The sequence below is a fragment of the Bacillus halotolerans genome (assembly GCF_004006435.1).
Classification (GTDB): Bacteria; Bacillota; Bacilli; order Bacillales; family Bacillaceae; genus Bacillus; species Bacillus halotolerans.
On record NZ_CP029364.1, the window covers coordinates 596206 to 619092 of the forward strand.

Genomic DNA, 22887 nt, shown 5'->3' on the forward strand with positions numbered 1-22887 from the left:
CTTTTTTATTATTGATGATAGTTCAATGCTTGGGCAAGATTGGTTTTAATATTAATGTTCGTAAAATCAATTCCAAGCTGTACAGCGGTTTGCGCAATTTCTGGTCTGATTCCAGACAATGTGGATCTGACACCGATTAAAGTAAGCGCCTCAATCAATTTAAAGATTTGGTGCGCCACCATTGTATCAACAACGACGACACCTGAAAGATCGATCAACAGATGCTCAACGCGTCTTTTCGCACATGCATTAAGCGTGTTCTCAAGAATAAACTTTGCCCGTTCAGTATCAATATCACCGACAAGCGGCAGCAGAGCTGTCGTTTTGCTCAGAGTAATGACAGGCGAACTTAATTCCAGTATCATTTCTCTCTGGGCATTTAATTGCTGTTTTGCATTCGATTCAGCGTGATCGACGAATGTATAAATGGTAAAATCAAAAACTTTCACAATCAAATCGGCCCATTTTTGTTTCTCTCCCGGTCCAAATGCCGACTCGTTTTCTTCTGCGAACTTCTCAAAATACTTCGTATATAATCTTCGGTTTCTCATAAACTCACGGATGACGTATTGCACCGGGGTATCGAGATGTTTTTGATCATTCGTCAGCTCAATAACCCATTGTTGAAATTCATCGAGAAATTGTTTTTCCGGTAAAACATACATGTAATTCAGATGCCGGTAGAACTCTCTGTCCTGCTCTTTCAGCTCCTCGGTTACAGTTGCATTATGTAAGGCATAAATCGAATTCGGATCGCTTTCCTCCATTGTGTCAATCCATTCCTCGGCCATTTGTTCTACATGCTCAGAAAAAAACGCAAATATTTTTTCATTCAGTTTCATCACACTGCTCCTTTCCCAACTTCTATTATAACTTGACTGACAGCTGAATCCCAGCCATACACGCTAGAGACATCCATTATTTTGAAAATTACTAATCCATTGGATTGTATCCTATTTTTTCAAAATGCTTCAAACGACACTGTCCGAGCGGCTGCTTTTTTCATATAATGTGAGATAACACCCTTGTATCCACTTGCAAGCATAAAAAAGGAGGGCTTTTTTATGAATGGTGAAATCCGCTTGATCCCGTATGTGACGAATGAGCAGATCATGGATGTGAACGAGCTTCCTGAGGGTATTAAAGTGATTAAGGCGCCAGAAGTGTGGGCAAAAGGGGTTAAAGGCAAAGACGTAAAAATTGCTGTATTGGACACCGGCTGCGATACGAGCCATCCCGATTTGAAAAACCAAATCATCGGCGGAAAGAATTTCACAGATGATGACGGCGGCAAGGAAGATGCCATTTCCGACTACAACGGACACGGCACACATGTTGCCGGAACGATTGCGGCTAACGATTCAAACGGCGGCATCGCCGGGGTTGCGCCTGAGGCAAGCCTTTTAATTGTAAAGGTGCTTGGCGGTGAAAACGGCAGCGGAAAGTACGAATGGATTATTAACGGCATTAACTATGCTGTTGAGCAAAAGGCTGATATCATCTCAATGTCCCTTGGCGGACCGAGCGATGTGCCTGAACTGGAGGAAGCGGTCAAAAACGCCGTCAAAAACGGAGTGCTAGTCGTTTGTGCTGCGGGAAATGAGGGTGACGGCGACGAACGCACAGAGGAGCTTTCCTATCCTGCTGCGTATAATGATGTAATTGCGGTTGGATCTGTTTCAGTAGCGCGTGAATCGTCAGAATTTTCAAACACAAACAAAGAGATTGATCTTGTTGCACCTGGTGAAAACATTTTATCCACTCTTCCCAACAAGAAATACGGGAAGCTTACCGGCACTTCAATGGCTGCCCCTCATGTCAGCGGAGCGCTTGCTTTAATTAAAAGCTTTGAAGAAGAATCTTTTCAAAGAGAGCTCTCTGAATCTGAGCTTTATGCGCAGCTGATCCGCAGGACACTTCCGCTCGATATCGCAAAAACATTGGCCGGGAATGGATTCCTGTATTTAACCGCTCCTGATGAGCTATCGGAGAAAGCAGAGCAGTCACATTTACTGACCCTATAATATTATTTTTCTCATATAATATATACTGTAATTTGTAAAAAAAATTTCAAAATCTTTGTTGACAATGATTTTGAATTGCTGTTAAGATTACCAACAAATGATTCAACTTTTCAAAAAATTAATAACATTTTCTCTTATCGAGAGTTGGGCGAGGGATTGGCCTTTTGACCCCAACAGCAACCGACCGTAATTCCATTGTGAAATGGGGCGCACTGATTTTCGCGCCGAGATTTATATCTCTTAAGGCACGGTGCTAATTCCATCAGATTGTTTCTGAGAGATGAGAGAGGCTGTATGTTTTGCAAAAAAGCCTCTTTCTCTCATGGGAAAGAGGCTTTTTAGTTGTGAGAAAACCTCTTAACAGCCTGTATCCGCGGGTCAACAAGAGTGTTTTACATATAAAGGAGGAGAAACAATGACAACAATCAAAACATCGAATTTAGGATTTCCAAGAATCGGACTGAACAGAGAATGGAAAAAATCGCTTGAAGCGTATTGGAAAGGAAACAGCGATAAAGATACGTTTTTGAAGCAAATCGATGAATTATTCTTATCCGCAGTGAAAACGCAAATTGACCAGCAGATTGATGTTGTGCCTGTTTCTGATTTCACACAGTATGATCATATTCTTGACACTGCGGTCAGTTTCAACTGGATCCCGCAACGCTTCAGACACCTGACTGACAGTACAGATACATACTTCGCCATCGCCCGCGGAATAAAAGACGCCGTATCAAGTGAAATGACAAAATGGTTTAATACAAACTACCATTACATCGTGCCGGAATATGACGAGAGCCTAGAGTTCCGCCTGACAAGAAACAAACAGCTTGAAGACTACCGCCGAATCAAACAGGAGTACGGCGTTGAAACAAAACCTGTTATCGTCGGCCCTTATACGTTCGTCACGCTTGCAAAAGGCTACGAGCCATCTGAAGCTAAAGCAATTCAAAAACGTCTCGTGCCGTTATATGTACAGCTTTTAAAAGAGCTTGAAGAAGAAGGCGTAAAATGGGTTCAAATTGATGAACCTGCGCTTGTCACCGCTTCAGCTGAGGATGTACGCGGCGTAAAAGAGTTATTCGAGAGCATCACAAATGAGCTTTCTTCCTTGAATGTGCTTTTGCAAACGTATTTCGATTCTGTTGATGCTTATGAGGAGCTTATTTCTTATCCTGTACAGGGTATTGGGCTTGATTTCGTTCATGATAAAGGCAGAAACCTGGAACAGCTTAAGACACACGGCTTTCCGAAAGATAAAGTGCTGGCAGCCGGTGTCATAGACGGACGCAACATTTGGAAAGCTGATCTTGAAGAACGCCTGGATGCCGTGCTTCATATCCTCAGCATTGCACAGGTTGATGAATTGTGGATTCAGCCTTCCAGCAGCCTGCTTCATGTTCCGGTAGCGAAACACCCAGATGAGCATTTGGAACAAGATCTGCTGAACGGATTGTCCTACGCGAAAGAAAAACTGGCAGAGCTAACAGCTTTAAAAGAAGGCTTAGTATCAGGCAAAGCCGCCATCAGTGAGCAAATTCAGCAAGCGAAAGCGGACATCAAAGCGCTCAAACAATTTGCAACAGGAGCCAATTCTGAACAAAAGCAAGAGCTGGAACAATTAAGCGATAAAGACTTCAAGCGCCCCATTCCGTTTGAAGAACGCTTAACCCTGCAAAATGAATCTCTCGGACTCCCGCTTTTGCCGACAACAACAATCGGAAGCTTCCCGCAGTCTGCTGAAGTACGCAGCGCACGCCAAAAATGGCGGAAAAACGAGTGGTCTGATGAACAATACCAAAACTTTATCAACGCGGAGACGAAAAGATGGATTGATATTCAGGAGGAATTGGATCTTGATGTTCTTGTTCACGGTGAATTCGAACGGACAGACATGGTTGAATACTTTGGTGAAAAGCTGGCCGGCTTCGCCTTTACGAAGTACGCCTGGGTTCAATCATACGGTTCACGCTGTGTACGCCCGCCGGTCATTTATGGAGATGTAGAGTTTATTGAACCGATGACAGTGAAAGATACTGTATACGCTCAATCGTTAACATCCAAGCATGTAAAAGGAATGCTGACAGGTCCTGTTACGATTTTAAATTGGTCCTTCCCTCGGAACGATATCTCGAGAAAAGAAATCGCATTCCAAATCGGACTCGCCCTCCGCAAAGAAGTAAAAGCGCTTGAAGACGCGGGCATTCAAATCATTCAAGTCGATGAGCCAGCCCTGCGTGAAGGCCTTCCGTTAAAAACCCGTGATTGGGATGAATATTTGACTTGGGCTGCCGAAGCATTCAGATTAACAACCTCTTCCGTGAAAAATGAAACACAAATTCATACACATATGTGCTACAGCAACTTCGAAGACATCGTCGATACGATCAATGATCTTGACGCTGATGTCATTACGATCGAACACAGCAGAAGCCACGGAGGATTTTTGGATTACTTAAAAGAGCATCCGTATTTGAAAGGGCTCGGGCTTGGTGTTTATGACATTCACAGTCCACGTGTCCCGTCAACTGAGGAAATGTACAACATTATCGTTGATGCGCTTGCTGTATGTCCGACTGACCGTTTCTGGGTAAATCCTGACTGCGGTTTAAAAACAAGACAGCAGGAAGAAACAGTCGCAGCCTTAAAAAATATGGTTGAAGCGGCGAAACAGGCAAGAGCTAAGCAGACACAGCTTGTATAATACGAAAACCATCTGCAAATGCAGATGGTTTTTTCTTTTAGAAAACGGGAATCGGTTTTCGATGCTCCCCATCCCCTTCTTTTAGTATTTTGGCTGTTCCATTTTTATCAAATGCCACAAGGCTCAATGATGTATCATGTATGTAAGCAGAATTCCATATGTCATGAATGCCTCTTCCCTTTATGATATTTAACAGCATTAATATAAAGACAGAATGGGTAACCAGAAGAATATTCCCGGAAGAATGGCTGTCTAAAATCAATTGGAGAGCCAGCCTTGCCCGGCTTTCGAGGTCAAAAAACGTTTCACATCCCGGCTGGCGATATGCTTCAGGATGATGAAAATAAGCATGAAAAAGATCAGGTTCGTCTCTTTCAATATCCTCTTGTTTTTTCCCTTCCCATGGCCCCAGAGACATTTCTCTGAATATACGATCTTTCACCAGCGGCAGGCAGCGCGGTCCCAATATAGCTTTTGCCGTCTCTTCTGTCCGCTTGCTCGGGCTGATGTAAACCTGATTGAATTTAATATCCTTCAGCCGTTCTCCAAGAGCTCGGGCATTGTACAGCCCAAGTTCTGTTACACCAGAATCCAGCCAGCCCTGCATTCTTTTTTCTACGTTCCAATGTGTCTGTCCATGCCTGGCGATATACAAATGCAGCATATGCTCCCCCTCCCTTTTTTTCATCTTAGCAAATCACCCAAATATTTTGTTTATTTTTCATTTTTTTGAGAATGTTTTTTGCACTTCTTTTCGGCTATACTTATATCATTCGATCGACTGGGAGGGTATGGGATGAATCATGAAACGTTTTTAAAGCGGGCTGTCGAGCTTGCTCGTGAAGGAGTGATTGCTGGAATCGGCGGGCCTTTCGGAGCTGTTATCGTGAAGGACGGGGCCATTATAGCCGAAGGACAGAACAACGTTACTACAAGCAATGATCCGACTGCCCACGCGGAAGTAACTGCTATTCGAAACGCCTGTAAAGCGCTTGGGACATACCAGCTGGATGACTGCATGTTGTATACGAGCTGCGAGCCATGCCCAATGTGCTTAGGCGCCATCTACTGGGCCCGGCCGAAAGCCGTTTACTATGCTGCTGAGCATACAGATGCTGCTGAAGCCGGTTTTGATGATTCATTCATTTATGAAGAAATCAATAAACCTGCTGAAGAAAGAACGATCCCCTTTTATCACGTAACTCTCACGGAGCATTTATCTCCGTTTCAAGCATGGCGGGATGTTGACCATAAAAAAGAATATTAAAGGATCAGGCATGTGCGGCCTGATCCTTTGTTAATTCACTGAGCAGCTGCTGTGCCTGAGTACACCTCGGGTTTGCTTTCAGCGCTTTTTGCAAATATAAAACTGCTGTCATATGTTGATGCAATTCAGCGTGACAGACGCCCAGCCAGCAAAGGGATCGAAAATCAGCGGCCCCTTTAACCTGTACGTACTGATGGTTTTCACCTTGCGTTTGCAGACAGGATTCAAATGCTGTAATCGCTTCTCTGACTTTTTTAAGCTGATACTTCATTATCCCTTTGTAGTAGTAAAGGGTGCTGTAATCTGGATAATGCCGCAGTGCTTCATCAATATCCCGCTCAGCTTCTTCATACCGTTCAGAATCAATGAAGAGTTGAAACTTGATATAATATAAAACCGCTGGAGGAATTTGCTTTTTGCTGTTGCATTCATTTATGCACTTCATTGCCAGGCGGATGGCTTTGCTCTGTTCACCGCCTCTGTCGTACTCAGCTGCTTTCTGATAAATGAGAAGCGGGTCGGCATATGACGTCAATAATTCTGTATTCAATATGCTTAAATTACGTTTATGCTTACACTTTGCCTCCTGCTCCAGATAGCCGTAATGGTGAATAACACAAGGGAGAGAGAAAGCGCCGCTTGCCTCCTCACCCACGGGCTTTTCGCAAATTCTTCCCTTAAACGTTATCTTCCGCTGATTCCGTATCAGCCTGATCTGCATTTGTTCAAATGCTTCGTTTTCATCCCATTGCTTTCCCGTATAGTTTATAACCTTTACGTAACCAAGGGACTGCCTGCAGTCATTCAGCAGTGAACGCAATAAGCTTCCCGTATCCACGTCTAACTCTTCATCTGCATCCAAAATCAAAATCCACTCACCCTTGGCATGCTGTAAACTGATGTTTCTTGCCTGCGAATAATCCTGTGTCCATTGATGATGATAGACCTGAGCATGAAAACTTCTGCAAATTTCTACTGTTTGATCGTTTGATCCGGTATCAACGACAATGATTTCATCAGCAATATGCTGCACGCTTTCTAAACAGCGGACAATATGACGTTCTTCATTTTTAACAATCATACAAACTGACAGCTTCGGTCTTTTCATTTGCTCACCTTTTCTCTAGTCTGAATCCACCTATACTACATGTATTCACACTTCGAAAAGATCATAACCAATCCGTTCATATCAAAAAAACATCCTGAGAACTCTCAGGATGCTGCAAATTATTTTAATTCCAATTTTACATCAACATTTCCTCTTGTTGCTTTAGAATAAGGGCAGAATTCATGAGCAGCCTCGACAAGCTTTTGGGCCTGATCCCGATCCAATCCCTTTGTATTGACGACTAGTGTGACTCCAATTTTAAAGCCGCCGTCTTTCTCATCCTTCATGAGGCTGACCTGACCTTCTATTTCTGAATCAATGTCAATATTTTGTTCTTTGGCCACGTGTTCAAGCGCGCCGCCAAAGCATGCTGCATAGCCTGCAGCAAAGAGCTGTTCCGGGTTTGTTCCGGTTTGTCCTTCTTTTTTTGCATTGGGCATGACAATGTCAAAATCGAGAACCCCGTCATCTGATTGAATATGTCCTGAACGTCCACCGCGAGCAGTGGCTTTTGCTGTAAATAATGCCATTTGTTTTCAGCCTCCTTATTTGTCTTTAGTTGTTATATTTCCCATACACATCTTTTTAAACATGTTTTGTTTGCCGAGAATAGGAAAAGTGGTGATTTTCAGCTACAATAGTATGTAATGTCAGAAAAAGTTGGTGAACACAGATGCAAAATGGATTTGATCATATGAAATTAGAGAATCAGCTTTGTTTTTTGCTTTATGCGAGTTCGCGGGAGATGACAAAGCAGTACAAGCCGCTGCTTGAAAAGCTGAATGTGACATACCCTCAATATTTGGCTTTGCTTTTATTGTGGGAACACGAAACACTTTCCGTCAAAAAAATGGGCGAGCTTCTGTATTTGGATTCCGGAACGCTGACACCGATGCTGAAACGGATGGAGCAGCAGGAATTGATTATAAGAAAAAGATCTGAAGAGGATGAGCGGTCGGTGATGATCAGCCTGACAGAGAACGGAACGTTATTAAAAGAAAAAGCGGCTGATATTCCGGGAACGATTCTGGTACTCTCAGGCCAGTCCGATGAGGAATTGAAACACTTAAAATCGGCTCTATATACATTGCTTGAAACCCTGCACCAAAAAAAATGAGGATGCCCTATGTGAGGCATCCTCATTTTTTATTCAGCGATTTCCAATGTAACATCGATATTGCCGGAGGTTGCTTTTGAATAAGGGCAGACACCGTGCGCTTTTTGCACAAGTGCCTGTAATTCTGATGCACTGACCCCTTTTCCTTTCACCTGCAGCGTCACACCCAGTTTGTAGCCTTGATCTGCTTCATCCTTTAGCAGGCTGACATGCGCTGTAACCTCGGTCTCCACTTTCACTCGTTCTGTTCTTGCTACAAGCTGAAGTGCGCTGTCAAAGCAAGCTGCGTAACCTGCGGCAAACAGCTGCTCCGGATTTGTCGCTTTTTCTAATTTCTTAGCTCTCGGTGTTCCCGGCATTGCGACATCGAGCTCGAGAACGCGGTCTGAGGAAATAATTTTACCTTCTCTTCCTCCTATCGCTGAAACGGATGCTGTAAATAATGGCTGACTCATATTGTATTCCCCCTCTTTTGTTTTACACAATTAAATTGTACACAATTAAATTTACCGTGTCAATTTTTTATTCATAAAAAAAGCTTACCTCCTTTTAGAGATAAGCTTTTTAGAGAATACATCGTGCTATTCGCGAATTTGTCCTGTTCCTTTAATGATATATTTTGTAGAAGTTAATGCAGGAAGCCCCATCGGTCCTCTTGCATGAAGCTTTTGTGTACTGATGCCGATTTCTGCTCCGTAGCCAAATTCAAAGCCATCGGTAAAACGGGTCGACGCGTTATGATAGACCGCGGCGGCGTCTACAGCCGTTTGAAAGTAAGCCGCATGCTTATCGTTTTCAGTTAAAATGGCTTCAGAATGATTAGTGCCGTATTTCTGGATATGCTGCACAGCTTCCTGTACACTTTCAACCGTCTTTACACTGATGACAGGCCCTAAGTATTCCGTTCCCCAATCTTCTTCTGACGCCTGTTTGCTTGAAGAATGAAGCCCGCATACGAATTCATCGCCGCGGATTTCGACTCCCGCTTTTTCCAGCTGCGTCAGCAATTCTTTTCCGTGCTGCTCTGCCCACGCTTTGTGGATCAGCAGTGATTCAATCGCGTTGCACACGGAAGGGCGCTGCGTTTTGGCGTTTATGACAATCTTTTCAGCCATTTGCTGATTTGCCGTTTCATCTATGAAAATATGACAGTTGCCGGCTCCGGTTTCTAATACCGGGACTGTTGATTCTCTTACAACGAGATCGATCAGTTTTTTTCCTCCGCGCGGAATCAATACATCCAATCCGTCATTTAACGTAAAGAGTTCTTTTGCTGTCTCTCTGCTCGTATCCTCAATCAGCTGCACAGCGTTGATTGGAAGCGCTGATTGCTCAAGCGCTCTGTGAATAACACTGACGAGTGCTTTGTTGCTGTGAATGGCCGAGGAGCTCCCCCGCAGGACAACCGCATTTCCTGTTTTCAGGCAAAGGGTAGCCGCATCAACTGTGACGTTTGGCCTCGCCTCGTAAATCATTCCGGCAACACCGAGCGGCACACGGATTTTTTCAATAAACAGGCCGTTCGCTTTTTCAATTGTTTCAAGAGATTCGCCGACTGGGTCAGCCAGATCAATCAATAGCTCTACCGCGTCCGCGATGTCGCGTATGCGTTTCTCATCCAGCGTGAGACGGTCAATGACATCGGGTGTTAACCCATTTGCTTTTCCGTTCTCAATGTCTTTTGCATTTTCCGATAAGAGAAAATCCAATTCTTTACGGAGTCCATTTGCAATGAGACTGAGCGCCTCATTTTTTTCAGCCGTTGTTTTCATCATCATTTCAGCTGCTGCTTCTTTCGCCAGCGTCGATTTTACAGAAACTTCACTCATTTTTCCGCCCCCTAGTCTTTTAAGTTGACCCAGTCATTCCTGTGAATGACCTCAAACGTTTTGTCAAAATCAAGCTCATTGCTTCGTTTTCCTTTTGCCTCCATAATCTCCTCAGATGAATAATGGGTCTGGCCTTTGCCGATCACACCGCCCGGTCCCCGGACTTCAACGACAGCCCCTTTTGGAAAGCTTCCGTTCACGCCCACTACGCCAGCCGGTAAAAGACTGCTTCCGTTATGAACCATCGCCTCTTCGGCACCCGCGTCAATGACGATTTCCCCTGATATCGGCGAGTGGAATTGAATCCATTGTCTCGTATTGTTGACTGAGGATAGCTCCTTGTCGCCGATATAAGTCCCATCTCCCCTGCCGTCTAAAATATCCGCCAGCTTTTGTTCGCCGCTGCCTGTTCCGATGAATACTTTGACCCCAAGAGACAGTGCGGTTTGTGCAGCTAACAGCTTTGATTTCATACCGCCCGTGCCGACCCTTGATCCGGCTGAACCCGCGTATCCCAGCAATTCAGGGGTGATCTCCTGCAAATAATCAAATCGTTTCGCATCAGGATTTTCATTTGGATTGGCATCATACAGCCCGTTAATGTCAGTCAGGATCATGAGCTGGTCTGCATGAATTAATCCGCTGACCAAAGCAGAGAGCATATCATTGTCGCCAAAAGTCAATTCTTCAACAGACGTAGAATCATTTTCATTAATAACCGGGATAACACCGCGCTCCAGCAACTCCATAATCGTTGCATACGCGTTTCGATACCGCTCTCTCTTCGAAAAATCATTTCTCGTCAAAAGGATTTGTCCCGGGGTAAGTGAGTATTGTTTAAATTGATTCATGTATTGCTGCATTAACAGTGTTTGTCCGACCGCGGCTGCCGCCTGCTTTCCCTTGAGGGTAACAGGACGGGACGGATAACCGAGACTGGAAAACCCCGCCGCTACTGCTCCCGAGGTAATCAAAATCATTTCATGCCCCGCTTTTTTCAAAAGAGAAATTGCCTGAACGTGTTCTCTGATTTTCACCTCATCAATGCTTCCTTTGCTATTTGTAAGCGAACTGCTTCCTATCTTCACTACTATTCTTTGTTTTTTCATTTATTCTCCTCCGCGGCTCTTCGCCAGCCAACTTACAATAAAAAAACCCATTTCATCCTCATTCATAAGGACGAAATGGATTTCCGTGGTACCACCTTGTTTGAACGCACTTCAGCACGTTCCGCTTCCCTGTAACGCCAGGTTATGCGCCTAGGTTTTCCCCCTAAGACTCCAAGGCAGGTTCGGCAGGTTTCATGCGGCAAAATGTTTCAGCCACTCATTTTGCTCTCTGTCACAGAAAGGTCTGCTTACTAATCCTCTTCAACGCTCAATGATTTTTTTATATTATGCAAAGAAAAAAGCCTCTTGTCAAGGTTTTTTCCACATCAAAAAAGCCCGCATTGCGCGGGCGTCTGGCAGTCTAGTTAAAGACAATGGTTTTATTTTCGTGAACGATGACGCGGTCTTCCAGGTGCCATTTCACAGCGCGGGCAAGAACGCTGCGTTCAATCGTTCTGCCGATATTTTTCAGCGCGTCGGCATTGTCGCGGTGGTCAACACGCTCAATGTCCTGTTCAATGATCGGCCCTTCATCAAGGTCATTTGTGACATAGTGAGAAGTTGCGCCAATCAACTTGACCCCCCGCTCATAAGCCCGTTTATACGGATTGGCACCGATAAAAGCAGGCAGGAAGGAATGGTGGATATTGATGATTCGATTCGGATGAGCCGACACAAAATCAGGCGTTAAGATCTGCATGTAGCGAGCAAGAACGATCACATCAATATCATATTGTTCCAGCAGTTCAAGCTGCTGTTTCTCAACTTCCGCTCTGATATCTTTGTTCGCTTTTAAATAGTGGAATGGAATGTTCAGCGGTTCAACAAGGTCTCTCGCATCTTCATGGTTGCTGATGACAACCGCGATTTCCGCCATGAGATTGCCGGTTTGCCATTCCCAAATGAGCTCATGCAAACAGTGAAGCTCCTTTGATACAAAAATAGCGACACGCTTCAGTTCGCTGGCCATCGTTAAGCTCCACGTCATGTCGAATGTATCCGCAATAGACGAAAACGCATCCTGAAGTTTTTCTTTTTTCTCCTGAATGCCTTCACAGTCGAAGTCAATTCTCAGGAAAAAACGCCCGCCTTCAGGATCTGTCGTATATTGATTGGATTCAATAATATTGGCGCCATGTTCTAATAAAAACGCAGAAACCGCAGCAACAATACCCGGCTGATCAGGACAGCTGACCAAGAGGCGCCCTTTATCTTCATTTCCGTCACGGTATTCATTTAACCGCTGGGTCATATATGATTTCATGAATAATCCCTCTTATCTTTGTAAGTCTAAACTAATTATCCATTATACTGAAGATTTGATAAAAATCAATTTATGACAGAATTTTTAAACCGACGGCCGAGCACAAGATTAATGCGATAAAGAAGATCCGTTTGGCGTCTTTCGGCTCATTGTAAAAGAGAATGCCGATAAGCGCCCCGCCCGCGGTGCCGATTCCTGTCCAAACGGCGTAAGCAGTGCCCATCGGAATGGTTTCCATAGCAAATGATAATAAGGAAAATGAGGCGGCAAAACCGATAATGATCAGCACCACCCATTTCGCACTTTTTTCTTTCGCAAATTGATTCATAAGTGCGACGCCTGCCATTTCCAAAAATCCCGCGCCTAATAAACTGATCCAATGAAGCATTATGCCTCGCCTCCTTTTTCATCAGCCTCATCCTGTGTCACAAGCTTCAATCCGATCACACCGATTAAGAGCACGCCGATTAACAAAAGCTTCGGCAATCCGACCGGTTCGTGAAACAGAAACATTTCACTCATCACCGTTCCTGCTGTGCCAAGACCTGTAAAGACGGCGTATACGGTACCGACCGGCAGGCTGGCTGTCGCCTTCATTAACAAATAAAAGCTAACTATGATACCGACGGCAGTGCCGCTCCATGTTAAGACTGAGTCAGCATGCTTTAAGCCCACAACCCAAACAACCTCAAATACGGCGGCTAACACAACCAATCCCCATTTCATATCACATCATTCCTTTCTATCTATGCAATAAAATTCTCCGAAAACAAAAAAACCCCGGACAGTCGACTCATAATGAGCTTGACTCTCCCGGGCTTTTTTCCCTCCGTGTGCATATGCGCTGTTATGATGCGCATATGTGTTTTCTCTCGGACCAGTCCATGTCAATGAACATGCGGAACCCTAGAAAACTTTATCTGGTCTTATGATACTACACCTCGACGCTGTCTTCAATTGTAAGATTTTCTTTCATACACAGCGATCGGTTTATTCCATTTTCTGATCGTCCGGCTGTAAAGCATGCCGATTTTCTCTGCCACCCGTAAAGACGCTTTGTTATCCGGGTCAATCAAAGCTGCAATTTTTCCGTACTGCCTCTCCTTGAAACCATAGTCCAGGCAGGCTTTGGCCGCTTCTTGCGCATAGCCGTTTCCCCAGTGCCGGCGGGCAAACATATAGCCGATTTCCATTGCCGTTTCATTTTCGGTTTGCTGAGGCACGATTCCGCATTGGCCTAAAAAATCCCCCGTCTGTATGTCTTCGGCGATCCAGAGACTGACCCGGTACCCTTTTTCATTTCTTTTGTTCCAAGCGATCCACTCGCGAGTTTGCCGTTTATCTTTTAAACCGGAATAATATTTCATCACTTCAGGGTCGCTGAAAAGCTCAAGTAAAGATTCTTGATCCCGGTCCTCCATACAGCGCAAACGAATCCGTTCGGTCACAAGCTTCGTTTCAGCGTCCATTTTTGATCATATCCTGCTTCCATTCTTTTTTAAGGGCTTCAATATGGGCTTGATGATAGCGATTATGGTCCGCCATATGCCATATCCCCCATCTTACTGTTGCCTTGTCACCCTCGTAAGAAAGTGTTTGATGCAAATCGCTCTCGGTCAAGGTCTTACATACCGATTTCAGCTCGTTTATGACATGTTGATGTCTTGTCAAAAGTTCTTCTAAACCCAGCTGATTCTTTGGTTCAGGCAATCGTCCGCTTTCATCTGTCATCGGGCCGTAAATGTCTTCAATATGTTCTGGGACCCGATTCTCCTTTATGCGCCACACCCATCTGATATCAACATTTGCGATATGCTGCATCAGCTGTGCCGTGCTGTTTTTTGTTTGACAGCACCCCTTATAATATAGCTCTTTGTGAGTCATGCGGCTCACAATGGATGCCAGACGGAGGCTGTTTTCTTCCACTGCAGAATACAGCAGACTGACTGTCGGCGCCATGTCTTTTCTAATGAATAAGTCCCTCATGTTCCATTCCCTCCTTACCTATGTGTACATTTTGACGTAAGGGGGGACATTTCCTTTGCAGAAGGCACAATCTAATCTATCAAGAAAGCGCCAAAGATGTCGGCAGCACATTTAATTGTTATTTCCAGGCTTGTACAAATACGGATCATGGTGCGCATCGTTGGATGTATTCAAATCGAGTGAGATGTCACCGCGGTCATTTAACGTGCCGAGCGTGACCAAAGACAGCTGTTTTGGGCTGTGTCCTTTTTCCTTAAGTTTTTCAAACAGCCAGCTTCGGTTTTTTTGCAGGTACTTCAAATTGTGATCAAGGATCTCGCCGTCCAATATGAGGGGTATCGGGATAAAGTTCCGTTCAGCCTCTATATTCAAATCCCGCACCTGCACTGCTCTCGCTTCTTCTGTCGGGATCACGCTTACTTCTCCCGTTTCTTCAATGATGGCAAGGTCAATATCAGCCGGATCAGCATAGCCCTTTTCTCTCAGTTTTCCGAGCAGCTCATTGACGGTCAGCCTCTCTTTTTTGAGTCCACGCTCATCGATATCCCCGTTCCGGATTAACACTGTCGGACTGACCACCAGCAGCCATCTCCACTTATTAGAAAGAGCAAGCTTGCTCATCAGAAGATAAAGCAATAAAAAGGCGCCTGCGTAATAAATAGACATCGGCAGCTTGGATGTGAGGATTGGCTCACTGATGATGGTTCCGATTGCGAAGGTCAAAAGCAAATCAAAATTGTTCATTTGTGACACGGCTTTTTTTCCGGCAAGCCGAAACAAAATATATGCAATCGAAAACACGATAACAGGCTTGAATAAAAATGCCCATACCATCCATAACACTGATCATTGCCCTCCATCCGCTAGTCATAATGAATATATTGTTCCCAGTAACTGAAACACTATGCATATCTTACCTCTTCATCCAGCATCCAAATAGGCGAACGTGCAGAATGCAGGCACATAACATAGTAGAAAGTCATGTTATTGGAGGGACAGCATGAAACATCAGCATAAGAGTGCCAATTGGCACTATGAAAGCATACAGTCAAAATCCGCATCCTATCAGCCATACCATACAGCTGACAGGCTGGCCGGTTTAGAGCTTAAAATGGAGCATTTGATCAGAGCCATCGAGGTGAACAATGAATTGCTGAGAACGATTCAAGAGCAGCAAAATCGCGTATGCACAAATGGAGGCGGATCAGTCATTGTGCGGATGTAGAAGAAGGCGCGTCCGCCTTCTTCTATTTACCTAAAAAAAGCCCTTCTCATATAGGAGAAGAGCTGTGTGTATTAAGAAATGGACTGTGCGATGCTTAATTGAGGACCGAACAGTTCGTAATGAATAGACTCTGGCGCTGATCCGAGTTCCGATACAAGCTTATGCATTTGAGTGATAAATGACGGTGAACCGCAAATATAATAATCCGCATCTGTATTGGCGATCAGGCTTTTGAGGAACTGCTGGTCAATTTGACCTTCATGAAATTGAATGTCACCCGCGCGGTCTTCTTCTGTCGGCTCGCGATACACAAATGCCGTTTTAACAGAAGAATGCTCTGCTGCCTCTTCTGCTTCATCGCGTAGCGCGTGGTATTCACTATTTTTCGCGGCATGGATAAACAGAATCTGCCGCTCAGGCTGTTTGGAAACAGACGTTTTCAGCATGCTGATCATCGGTGTGATGCCAACTCCGGCACTAAGCAGAACGAGATCTTTGCGGGATGAAGAATCTAAAACAAAATCTCCTGCCGGTGCGCTGATTTCTAATGAATCCCCCTCATGCAGCCCTTCGTGTAAATAAGAAGACACAGCACCGTCTTTCTTAACTGAAATTCGATAATAGTCTTTTCCCGGCATATCAGACAAGCTGTATTGACGGATATGCGTATATTCAGAATCAGGAATCCGGACTTTGATGCTGATATACTGCCCTGCTTGAAATTCAGGTAACGGCTTGCCGTCTTCCGGTTTCAAATAGAAGGATGTTATTTCTTTGCTTTCACGCACTTTTTTCGCAACGACGAAAGGCTTATACTCCTTCCATCCGCCAGTTTGGTGTTCCGCTTGTTCATACATTTCTTCTTCAATTCCGATAAAAGCGTCAGCTATAACTCCATACGCTTTCTCCCACGCCTGCATAATGTCAGGGGTCGCTGCATCCCCCAAAACATCTTTAATCGCAATCAGCAAATATTTGCCGACAATCGGATAATGTTCAGGCTTAATACCGATACTGCGGTGTTTATGGCCGATTTGTTTGACGACCGGAATGATATTGCCAAGCTGGTCAATATTGGCTGCAGCTGCAATAACGGCATTTGCCAGAGCGGTACGCTGTGTTTTTTTCTTTTGGTTTGTTTGATTAAAAATGTTTAAAAGCTCAGGATGATCTTGGAACATGAGGTCGTAAAAACGTCCTGTAATGGATTCTCCGTGCTGCTGTAATACTGGTACAGTGCTTTTTATGATTTCGATTGTTTTGTTATCTATCATCGTTTAACAACCCTTCCGAAAAGATGCATTTAAAATATATCTTTAAAATACATGATCCTGCCTTTAAAAGATATATTTAAAATGAATCTTTAATAAAGTTGTCACAAAATTATCAATTTAACGTGACAATTGTTGCTTTTTTATAGAATCCCCTAGCAAAAACGGACTAACCTCTGTAATGATCACATTAACAGCGAAATAATGGAAGGCACAAAAAAACCCAAAACAACGTATGTTTTGGGTTTCATGTTTACCAAGGCTTGTCTGTTCCAAGCGCATTTGCCAGCGCCTGACTGTGTTTTTTTCGGTTTTTCCGTTCACTGGCACGCTGAACCGCTGTGTTATGCAGCATGATTTCCTCTTCTGTTTCCGGTACAACTCTCGGCACAGGCACCGGCTTACCGTTTGAGTCTAATGCGACAAAGGTCAAAAAAGATGTCGCGGCGAGCTCCCGTTCACCAGTCATCAGATGCTCTTTGATGACTTTCACAAACACCTCCATGGAAGATGTGCCGACCCAAGTCACATATGATTCCAAGCAGACAGACTCCCTTTGCCCGATCGGTTTCAGAAAATCGACAGAGTCCATCGAAGCCGTTACCGTATCACGTCTGCAATGGCGCGCTGCGGAAATAGAGGCAATATCATCGATATAACTCATCAGTTTTCCGCCAAACAGCGTATTATGATTGTTCGTATCGAGAGGGAATACCCTGCTGGTTTTCACAACCTTTGACTCTTTACAAAATTTTGTTTCCTGTGCTTCCATACCTTTCTCCCCTTTGATGTCTGATCGATTAGTAAATACACTCATATTCTCCTATTAAACAATATTCTCATCCATTTGTCTAAAATTTAAAATGATTTGTCTGTCAGGTTTTCTTTCTTAAATGTTTAATGATTTGGCTGACAAGGGAATAATATACGTATTCTTCACACGGTCAGGAGGAGAAACAAATGGATGTATCCGTTCCAAAACATCAGCACAAAACGGTATGCCAAACAGAATATGACACCTTGAAGAAAGTTATTTTATGCAAACCCGAGCATATGACAATTAAGGACGTTATTAATGAAACCCAAAAACATTTTGAAGATGACAATATTAAGGTCAAAACCGCCAAAGAGCAGCACAAACGCTTAGTAGAAGAGCTCAGGTCACACAGCATTGAGGTCATCCTTTTGCCTGTTCAGCACGGACTGCCTGAGCAGGTATTTACCCGGGATATCGGTTTTGTCATCGGGGAAAAAGCCTTTCTTTCCAGCATGACTGAGCCCATTCGCCAAGGGGAAGAAGCTGTGATAAAAGAATTTTTCCACAATCAAGGGATTCCTTATACCCGGATGCTGGATACTAGCATTGAAGGCGGGGACGTCGTCATAGATGGCGATACCGTTTATGTCGGAATCAGCCAGCGCACGGACATCTCAGCGGTCGGCCAGCTGCAAGAAGAGCTTCCTGAATATACCATCATCCCAGTTCCGCTCCATGAAAAATTTCTGCATCTGGACTGCGTATTTAATATCATTTCTGAAAGCGAAGCATTAATCTACCCTGAAGCCCTTCCGCAGCAGGAAGTCGATATGCTGGCAGAGCGTTACAATCTCATTGAGGTACCCGAAAACGAACAATTTACACTCGGCACCAACGTCCTGTCTATCGGCAGAAAAACCATCATCAGCCTGCCGGGCAATCGTCATGTGAATCGTGAATTATCCAAAAGAGGCTACCACATCATCGAAATTGACTTGTCAGAAATTATCAAATCAGGCGGTTCCTTCAGATGCTGTACGATGCCGCTCATTCGAGGCGAATGAAGAATATTCCCCTTTTTCATGTTTTGAACAGCGTATTTCTTTAAGATACGTTAATATAGAGATGACATCATTTTTAAGGGGGAAATCGCATGACAAAGTACATAGGATATGTCGGAACATATACAAAAGGCGGAAGTGAAGGTATTTATTCATTCGAGCTGGATACTGAGAAAAAAACACTCAGCGAGCCAAAGCTTGCCGCAAAGCTGGGAAACCCCACATATGTGACGCCGAATAAAGACAACACGATTCTTTATTCAATTGAAAAAGCAGACGGTAAAGGCGGTATTGCTGCCTATAAAATCGATAAAAACAGCGGCGAATTAACATTTCTGAATCATCAGTTAATCGATGGCCCATCGCCATGCCACGTGAGCGTCGATGATCATCAGCAATTCGTATTGACAGCCAACTATCACAGCGGGAAGGTACACGCTTTTCCGGTTCAACAAGACGGAGGTTTGCAATCTCCCGCTTCAGAAGCCGCCCATACAGGAAAGGGTCCGCATGAGAGACAGGAAAAGCCGCATACACACTATGCGGGCTTTACACCTGAACATAATTATGTCGTAGCGGTTGACTTAGGGACAGATAAGCTGTACACCTATAAGCTGAAAGACGGTGAATTGACTGAATCCGGAAGCCATTCCTTTGCTCCCGGTGCAGGCCCTCGTCATATCGCTTTTCACCCGAAAGAAAAATACGCATATGTCATGACAGAATTAAGCAATGAAGTGATTGCGCTTGAATACAATCCGACAGCCGGCGAATTCAGAGAACTTCAAGTCGTCTCTGCCATCCCTGATGATTTCACAGATAACAGCCAGGGAAGCGCCATTCACGTCACTCAGGATGGGCGTTTTGTTTACGTTGCAAACCGTGGCCATGACAGCATCGCTGTGTTTGAAGTAAATCAATATTCAGGCGAGCTGGCATTTGTGGAAAGAGTATCGACTGAAGGAAACTGGCCTCGTGACTTTGTGCTGGATCCAACGGAGACCTTCCTCGTTGCTTCAAATGAAGAAACAGGCAATCTCGTATTGTTTGAAAGAGACACAGAGACAGGCCGACTGACGCTGCTTCCTTCAACCGTTTCTGTCCCTTATCCAGTGTGCGTGAAATTTTTACAGCAATGATAAATGAAAGCTGGCTCCCAACAACGGAGCCAGCTTTTTGTTTATCTCACCTTTTCTTTCGTTTCAGCATTTCGATATAAATGGCAGGCAACGAAACGGCCGGCTTCGATTTCTTGAAGCAAAGGGCGTGATTCCCCGCATTCAGGCATCGCCTCCGGGCAGCGCGTCCGAAACACACAGCCGCTCGGCGGATGTACCGGACTCGGCAGCTCCCCTTTTAAAATGATGCGCTCACGCTTGTCCTCTAATTCGGGGTCCGGAATCGGAATCGAGGACAGCAGCGCCTTCGTATACGGGTGCAGCGGTTCACGATACAATGTGCCGCTATCTGTAATTTCCATCATGTGGCCTAAGTACATAACGCCGATTCTGTCGCTGATATGCTTTACCATCGATAAATCATGGGCAATAAACAGAAATGTGAGCCCTTTTTCTTTTTGAAGCCGCTTCAGCAGGTTGACCACTTGCGCCTGAACCGACACATCAAGCGCAGAAATCGGTTCGTCCGCTACGATAAACTCCGGATTCAATGAAAGCGCTCTGGCAATCCCAATTCTCTGCCTTTGACCGCCGCTGAATTCATGCGGGTAACGGCTGCCGAAATCCGGGTGAAGCCCCACTGCCTCAAGCAGTTCGTCCACAACGAGAAGCCGCGCTTTATGGGTATTGTAAAGATTGTGAATTTCCATCGGCTCTAGAATGATTTCTCGAACGGTCATCCGCGGATTAAGCGATGCATAAGGGTCCTGAAAAATCATCTGCAGTTTGCGGTTAGAGGCAAACTGCTCTTTCTCACTGAGGGCGTGAAGATTTGTTCCGCGGTATTTGACGCTTCCTTCTGTGGGATGGTAAAGACGCATCAGCACTCTTCCCAAGGTTGATTTCCCGCAGCCGGATTCTCCGACAAGCCCGAACGTCTCCCCCTCATGAATCTGGAAGGTTACCCCGTCGACCGCTTTGACTGTTCGCTTTTTCCCTGCGTCAAAATGCATTTTCAGCTGACTGACCTCTAGCAGTGGTGTCATGTGTCTCCCTCCTCATTCTGAAAAACAGCGGCGTGCCGCACAAAGCTCTTTTTCATATCCTGTATCTTTCAGCGTAATGATTTCGATCGATTTCCCTGTTTTAGGAGAATGGAGCATTTTTCCGTCTCCTATGGACAGACCTACATGATGAATTGCTCCATTTCCTTCCTCATATGCAAAAAACAGCAGATCACCGGCACCGATGTCGTGAAGCGGCACTTCCTTCCCTGTTTTCGCCTGGTCTCCCGCATCACGGGGAATCCTGTATCCATTTGCTTTAAATACGCTGTACATAAAACCAGAGCAGTCAAATCCAAACCCGCTTATACCTCCCCATAAATAAGGAAGCCCGAGAAAACTTGCCCCTGTATGAATGATGTCTTCGGCCGTTCCTTTTTTATCCCGAACAAGCGCCGCATCAGTTTGTCGCAGGAGCCTATCTCCGAAAGGAGTCGCTACCTTGAAAAAGCCGTCCTCTTCCCCAATGAGAGGCAGAGCAGTTAAGAAGCTCAGTTCAATTTCCTTATCTCCGGTATCCCCATACAAAAAAGCTGTTGGTTTAGTGATCGCCACGGTGTGATTCGATTGTGGGAGATTTGTGTTTTCCAGCTGGTTCTTTTTCATCCAGCCCGGATAACCGCGTTTATCCTTGCGGGATGACTGGCCGGGCACAACGACAGACACCCATTCATCCTGTTCTGCCGTGACCAGCACCTCCTCACCAAAGAGAACCTGCGTCTGGATCACATTATCTGTACATAACCCAAGCCGCTGATCATAGGTCATGCTCTTCAGCCATTCTCTGATCGACACGGTCGGATCAAGCATGGTGTGATCAAATGGACGAGGAGTATCAGGTGCTGTCCATATGTTGGCAACTGCTGATATAACAGTATGGTTCATGTCTCCATCCCTCCTTTCTGATACGCGACTCCGGTAATGCCAAGACCAGGTTTGTCAGGCATCGTAATCGTGCTGCCGCTGTAAATAATCCCGCCCTTGATCAAATCCGTTTTCAGCATGAGCGGGGCGTCGAAATCAAAGCGGGTAATGTTTTTTTTGCTTGCCGCGAAATGCGCCGCAGCTGTTATGCCGAGCTTTGTTTCGATCATGCTACCGACCATGCACTCCACCCCGCAAATCTCAGCCATGGCATTGATTTTCTCTGCACCGCTGATTCCTCCTGCCTTCATCAATTTAATATTGATCAGATCGGCGCTGCGGGTTTGAAGGGCTTCGAATGCCTGTCGCGGAGTAAATACACTTTCATCAGCCATGATTGGCGTGTCCGTTGCATCCGTAACTTTCTTGAGCCCGGCAAGATCATCCTTATGGACAGGCTGCTCGACAAGCTCAATGTCCAGGCCGGCATCCTCCATTTTCCGAATGGCCGTTACCGCTTCTTTCGGCACCCATCCCTGATTGGCATCCAAACGCAGCTTTACCCCAGGCCCGACACGCTTTCTGATTTCTTGAATACGGGAGATATCTGTCTCAATGTCATCTCTGCCAACCTTTATTTTTAGCGTTTGAAAGCCTTGTTTAAGAAAGCTCTCTGCATCCGCCGCCATCTCTTCAGGCGAGTTCACACTGACGGTGTAGTCCGTTTCAAGTGTGCTTCGATACCCGCCGAGCATTTGGTAAAGCGGCTGTCCGCTCATCTGCGCCCAGCCGTCGTATACAGCCATTTCTACAGCTGCTTTTGCGCTTTGATTCCCTTCCAGAAGATGCTGGATGTCATGCAGAATGGCCTCGCAGCCGGACAGTCTTCTTCCAAGCAGTGCCGGCTTTAAGACGTTGTGAATCGCACTTTCAATACTGTCCATGCTGTCTCCGGTAATCACAATTGTCGGAGGCGCTTCTCCCCATCCGATTGCGCCATTATCATAAGTGATCGTTACGATAACAGATTCAGCCGTATACACTGTGCGAAGCGCCGTTTTAAACGGCTTTGTCAGCGGCACGGCGACCCGTTTCGTGTCTATTTTTGTGATCTTCATA

The 22887-nt window shown here is 45.1% G+C and carries 25 protein-coding genes and 2 riboswitches; of the genes, 7 read left to right on the top strand and 18 right to left on the bottom strand.

Going from position 1 to position 22887, the window contains the following annotated elements; translation table 11 throughout:
• Nucleotides 1–8 precede the first annotated feature (8 nt).
• Nucleotides 9–842: an RsbT co-antagonist RsbRB gene (gene rsbRB / locus DIC78_RS02830; protein WP_024121127.1), complete on the bottom strand. Its 834-nt coding sequence runs from the start codon at nt 840–842 to the stop codon at nt 9–11.
• Nucleotides 843–1064: 222 nt separating this feature from the next.
• On the opposite strand from rsbRB, the gene isp reads away from it, so the two are divergent.
• A complete protein-coding gene (gene isp / locus DIC78_RS02835) occupies nt 1065–2024 on the top strand; it encodes a serine protease Isp (protein ID WP_101860732.1) in 960 nt (319 codons plus the stop codon).
• A 131-nt stretch (nt 2025–2155) separates the two neighbouring features.
• Nucleotides 2156–2311, top strand: a riboswitch (SAM riboswitch).
• Nucleotides 2312–2439: 128 nt separating this feature from the next.
• The gene (gene metE / locus DIC78_RS02840) at nt 2440–4728 is read left to right on the top strand and encodes a 5-methyltetrahydropteroyltriglutamate--homocysteine S-methyltransferase (RefSeq protein WP_127695386.1); all 2289 of its coding nucleotides are present in this window, start codon (nt 2440–2442) and stop codon (nt 4726–4728) included.
• A gap of 37 nt (nt 4729–4765) precedes the next feature.
• Here the strand turns inward: metE and DIC78_RS02845 are convergent, their stop codons facing one another.
• A complete protein-coding gene (locus DIC78_RS02845) occupies nt 4766–5392 on the bottom strand; it encodes a histidine phosphatase family protein (RefSeq protein ID WP_106020424.1) in 627 nt (208 codons plus the stop codon).
• A gap of 132 nt (nt 5393–5524) precedes the next feature.
• Here DIC78_RS02845 and guaD point away from each other — a divergent pair, with 132 nt between their 5' ends.
• The gene (gene guaD, locus DIC78_RS02850; RefSeq protein ID WP_106020425.1) at nt 5525–5995 is read left to right on the top strand and encodes a guanine deaminase; all 471 of its coding nucleotides are present in this window, start codon (nt 5525–5527) and stop codon (nt 5993–5995) included.
• A 4-nt stretch (nt 5996–5999) separates the two neighbouring features.
• On the opposite strand, the gene DIC78_RS02855 is transcribed toward guaD, so the two are convergent.
• The gene (locus DIC78_RS02855) at nt 6000–7103 is read right to left on the bottom strand and encodes a glycosyltransferase family 2 protein (RefSeq protein WP_106020426.1); all 1104 of its coding nucleotides are present in this window, start codon (nt 7101–7103) and stop codon (nt 6000–6002) included.
• 119 nt (nt 7104–7222) lie between these two features.
• Nucleotides 7223–7633, bottom strand: coding sequence for an organic hydroperoxide resistance protein OhrB (ohrB, locus tag DIC78_RS02860; RefSeq protein WP_010333958.1), 411 nt, complete (start codon nt 7631–7633; stop codon nt 7223–7225).
• A 143-nt stretch (nt 7634–7776) separates the two neighbouring features.
• Here ohrB and ohrR point away from each other — a divergent pair, with 143 nt between their 5' ends.
• A complete protein-coding gene (gene ohrR / locus DIC78_RS02865) occupies nt 7777–8220 on the top strand; it encodes an organic hydroperoxide resistance transcriptional regulator OhrR (protein ID WP_127695388.1) in 444 nt (147 codons plus the stop codon).
• A 29-nt stretch (nt 8221–8249) separates the two neighbouring features.
• Here the strand turns inward: ohrR and DIC78_RS02870 are convergent, their stop codons facing one another.
• The 9 genes from DIC78_RS02870 to DIC78_RS02910 form a co-directional block, all read right to left on the bottom strand.
• Nucleotides 8250–8675 (bottom strand): organic hydroperoxide resistance protein, encoded by a 426-nt coding sequence (locus DIC78_RS02870; protein WP_127695390.1) that lies wholly within the window; start codon nt 8673–8675, stop codon nt 8250–8252.
• 126 nt (nt 8676–8801) lie between these two features.
• The gene (proA, locus tag DIC78_RS02875) at nt 8802–10049 is read right to left on the bottom strand and encodes a glutamate-5-semialdehyde dehydrogenase (RefSeq protein WP_127695392.1); all 1248 of its coding nucleotides are present in this window, start codon (nt 10047–10049) and stop codon (nt 8802–8804) included.
• Between the two features lie 11 nt (nt 10050–10060).
• Entirely contained in the window at nt 10061–11158 is a 1098-nt protein-coding gene (proB, locus tag DIC78_RS02880) for a glutamate 5-kinase (RefSeq protein WP_106020429.1), read from the bottom strand.
• A 361-nt stretch (nt 11159–11519) separates the two neighbouring features.
• On the bottom strand, nt 11520–12422 hold the full coding sequence (gene purU, locus DIC78_RS02885; RefSeq protein WP_024121117.1) for a formyltetrahydrofolate deformylase: 903 nt from the start codon (nt 12420–12422) through the stop codon (nt 11520–11522).
• Nucleotides 12423–12492: 70 nt separating this feature from the next.
• Entirely contained in the window at nt 12493–12810 is a 318-nt protein-coding gene (locus DIC78_RS02890) for a DMT family transporter (protein ID WP_059292921.1), read from the bottom strand.
• Nucleotides 12810–13148: a DMT family transporter gene (locus DIC78_RS02895; protein WP_024121115.1), complete on the bottom strand. Its 339-nt coding sequence runs from the start codon at nt 13146–13148 to the stop codon at nt 12810–12812. The genes DIC78_RS02890 and DIC78_RS02895 overlap by 1 nt, the downstream gene beginning before the upstream one ends.
• Nucleotides 13149–13230: 82 nt before the next feature.
• Nucleotides 13231–13343: riboswitch (guanidine-I (ykkC/yxkD leader) on the bottom strand.
• Nucleotides 13344–13375: 32 nt separating this feature from the next.
• Nucleotides 13376–13891 (bottom strand): GNAT family N-acetyltransferase, encoded by a 516-nt coding sequence (locus DIC78_RS02900; protein WP_069486443.1) that lies wholly within the window; start codon nt 13889–13891, stop codon nt 13376–13378.
• Nucleotides 13881–14408 carry a DinB family protein gene (locus tag DIC78_RS02905; RefSeq protein ID WP_127695394.1) on the bottom strand — a complete coding sequence of 176 codons (528 nt, stop codon included), beginning with the start codon at nt 14406–14408 and terminating at the stop codon, nt 13881–13883. Before DIC78_RS02905 ends, DIC78_RS02900 begins: the two co-directional genes overlap by 11 nt.
• Before the next feature lie 111 nt (nt 14409–14519).
• Nucleotides 14520–15251 carry a DUF421 domain-containing protein gene (locus DIC78_RS02910; protein WP_044156192.1) on the bottom strand — a complete coding sequence of 244 codons (732 nt, stop codon included), beginning with the start codon at nt 15249–15251 and terminating at the stop codon, nt 14520–14522.
• Between the two features lie 157 nt (nt 15252–15408).
• Here DIC78_RS02910 and DIC78_RS02915 point away from each other — a divergent pair, with 157 nt between their 5' ends.
• Nucleotides 15409–15633, top strand: coding sequence for a hypothetical protein (locus DIC78_RS02915; protein ID WP_106022232.1), 225 nt, complete (start codon nt 15409–15411; stop codon nt 15631–15633).
• 71 nt (nt 15634–15704) lie between these two features.
• Here DIC78_RS02915 and hmpA read toward each other — a convergent pair whose 3' ends face one another.
• Both hmpA and DIC78_RS02925 read right to left on the bottom strand, forming a co-directional pair.
• Nucleotides 15705–16907, bottom strand: coding sequence for an NO-inducible flavohemoprotein (gene hmpA, locus DIC78_RS02920; protein WP_106022233.1), 1203 nt, complete (start codon nt 16905–16907; stop codon nt 15705–15707).
• A 250-nt stretch (nt 16908–17157) separates the two neighbouring features.
• On the bottom strand, nt 17158–17676 hold the full coding sequence (locus DIC78_RS02925; RefSeq protein ID WP_010333945.1) for an acyl-CoA thioesterase: 519 nt from the start codon (nt 17674–17676) through the stop codon (nt 17158–17160).
• A gap of 188 nt (nt 17677–17864) precedes the next feature.
• On the opposite strand from DIC78_RS02925, the gene DIC78_RS02930 reads away from it, so the two are divergent.
• A complete protein-coding gene (locus DIC78_RS02930; RefSeq protein WP_106020432.1) occupies nt 17865–18725 on the top strand; it encodes a dimethylarginine dimethylaminohydrolase family protein in 861 nt (286 codons plus the stop codon).
• An 89-nt stretch (nt 18726–18814) separates the two neighbouring features.
• Complete coding sequence (gene pgl, locus DIC78_RS02935; RefSeq protein WP_024121108.1) at nt 18815–19861, top strand: 6-phosphogluconolactonase; 1047 nt, start codon at nt 18815–18817, stop codon at nt 19859–19861.
• 41 nt (nt 19862–19902) lie between these two features.
• On the opposite strand, the gene DIC78_RS02940 is transcribed toward pgl, so the two are convergent.
• Genes DIC78_RS02940 through ykfB form a run of 3 tightly spaced genes read right to left on the bottom strand, consistent with a single transcriptional unit; the run spans nt 19903 to nt 22886 of the window.
• Nucleotides 19903–20886, bottom strand: a complete 984-nt coding sequence (locus DIC78_RS02940; protein WP_106022234.1) for an ABC transporter ATP-binding protein — start codon at nt 20884–20886, stop codon at nt 19903–19905.
• A gap of 12 nt (nt 20887–20898) precedes the next feature.
• Nucleotides 20899–21789, bottom strand: coding sequence for a gamma-D-glutamyl-L-lysine dipeptidyl-peptidase (locus tag DIC78_RS02945; RefSeq protein ID WP_106022235.1), 891 nt, complete (start codon nt 21787–21789; stop codon nt 20899–20901).
• Nucleotides 21786–22886, bottom strand: coding sequence for an L-Ala-D/L-Glu epimerase (gene ykfB / locus DIC78_RS02950; RefSeq protein WP_106020434.1), 1101 nt, complete (start codon nt 22884–22886; stop codon nt 21786–21788). Before ykfB ends, DIC78_RS02945 begins: the two co-directional genes overlap by 4 nt.
• Nucleotide 22887 lies beyond the last annotated feature (1 nt).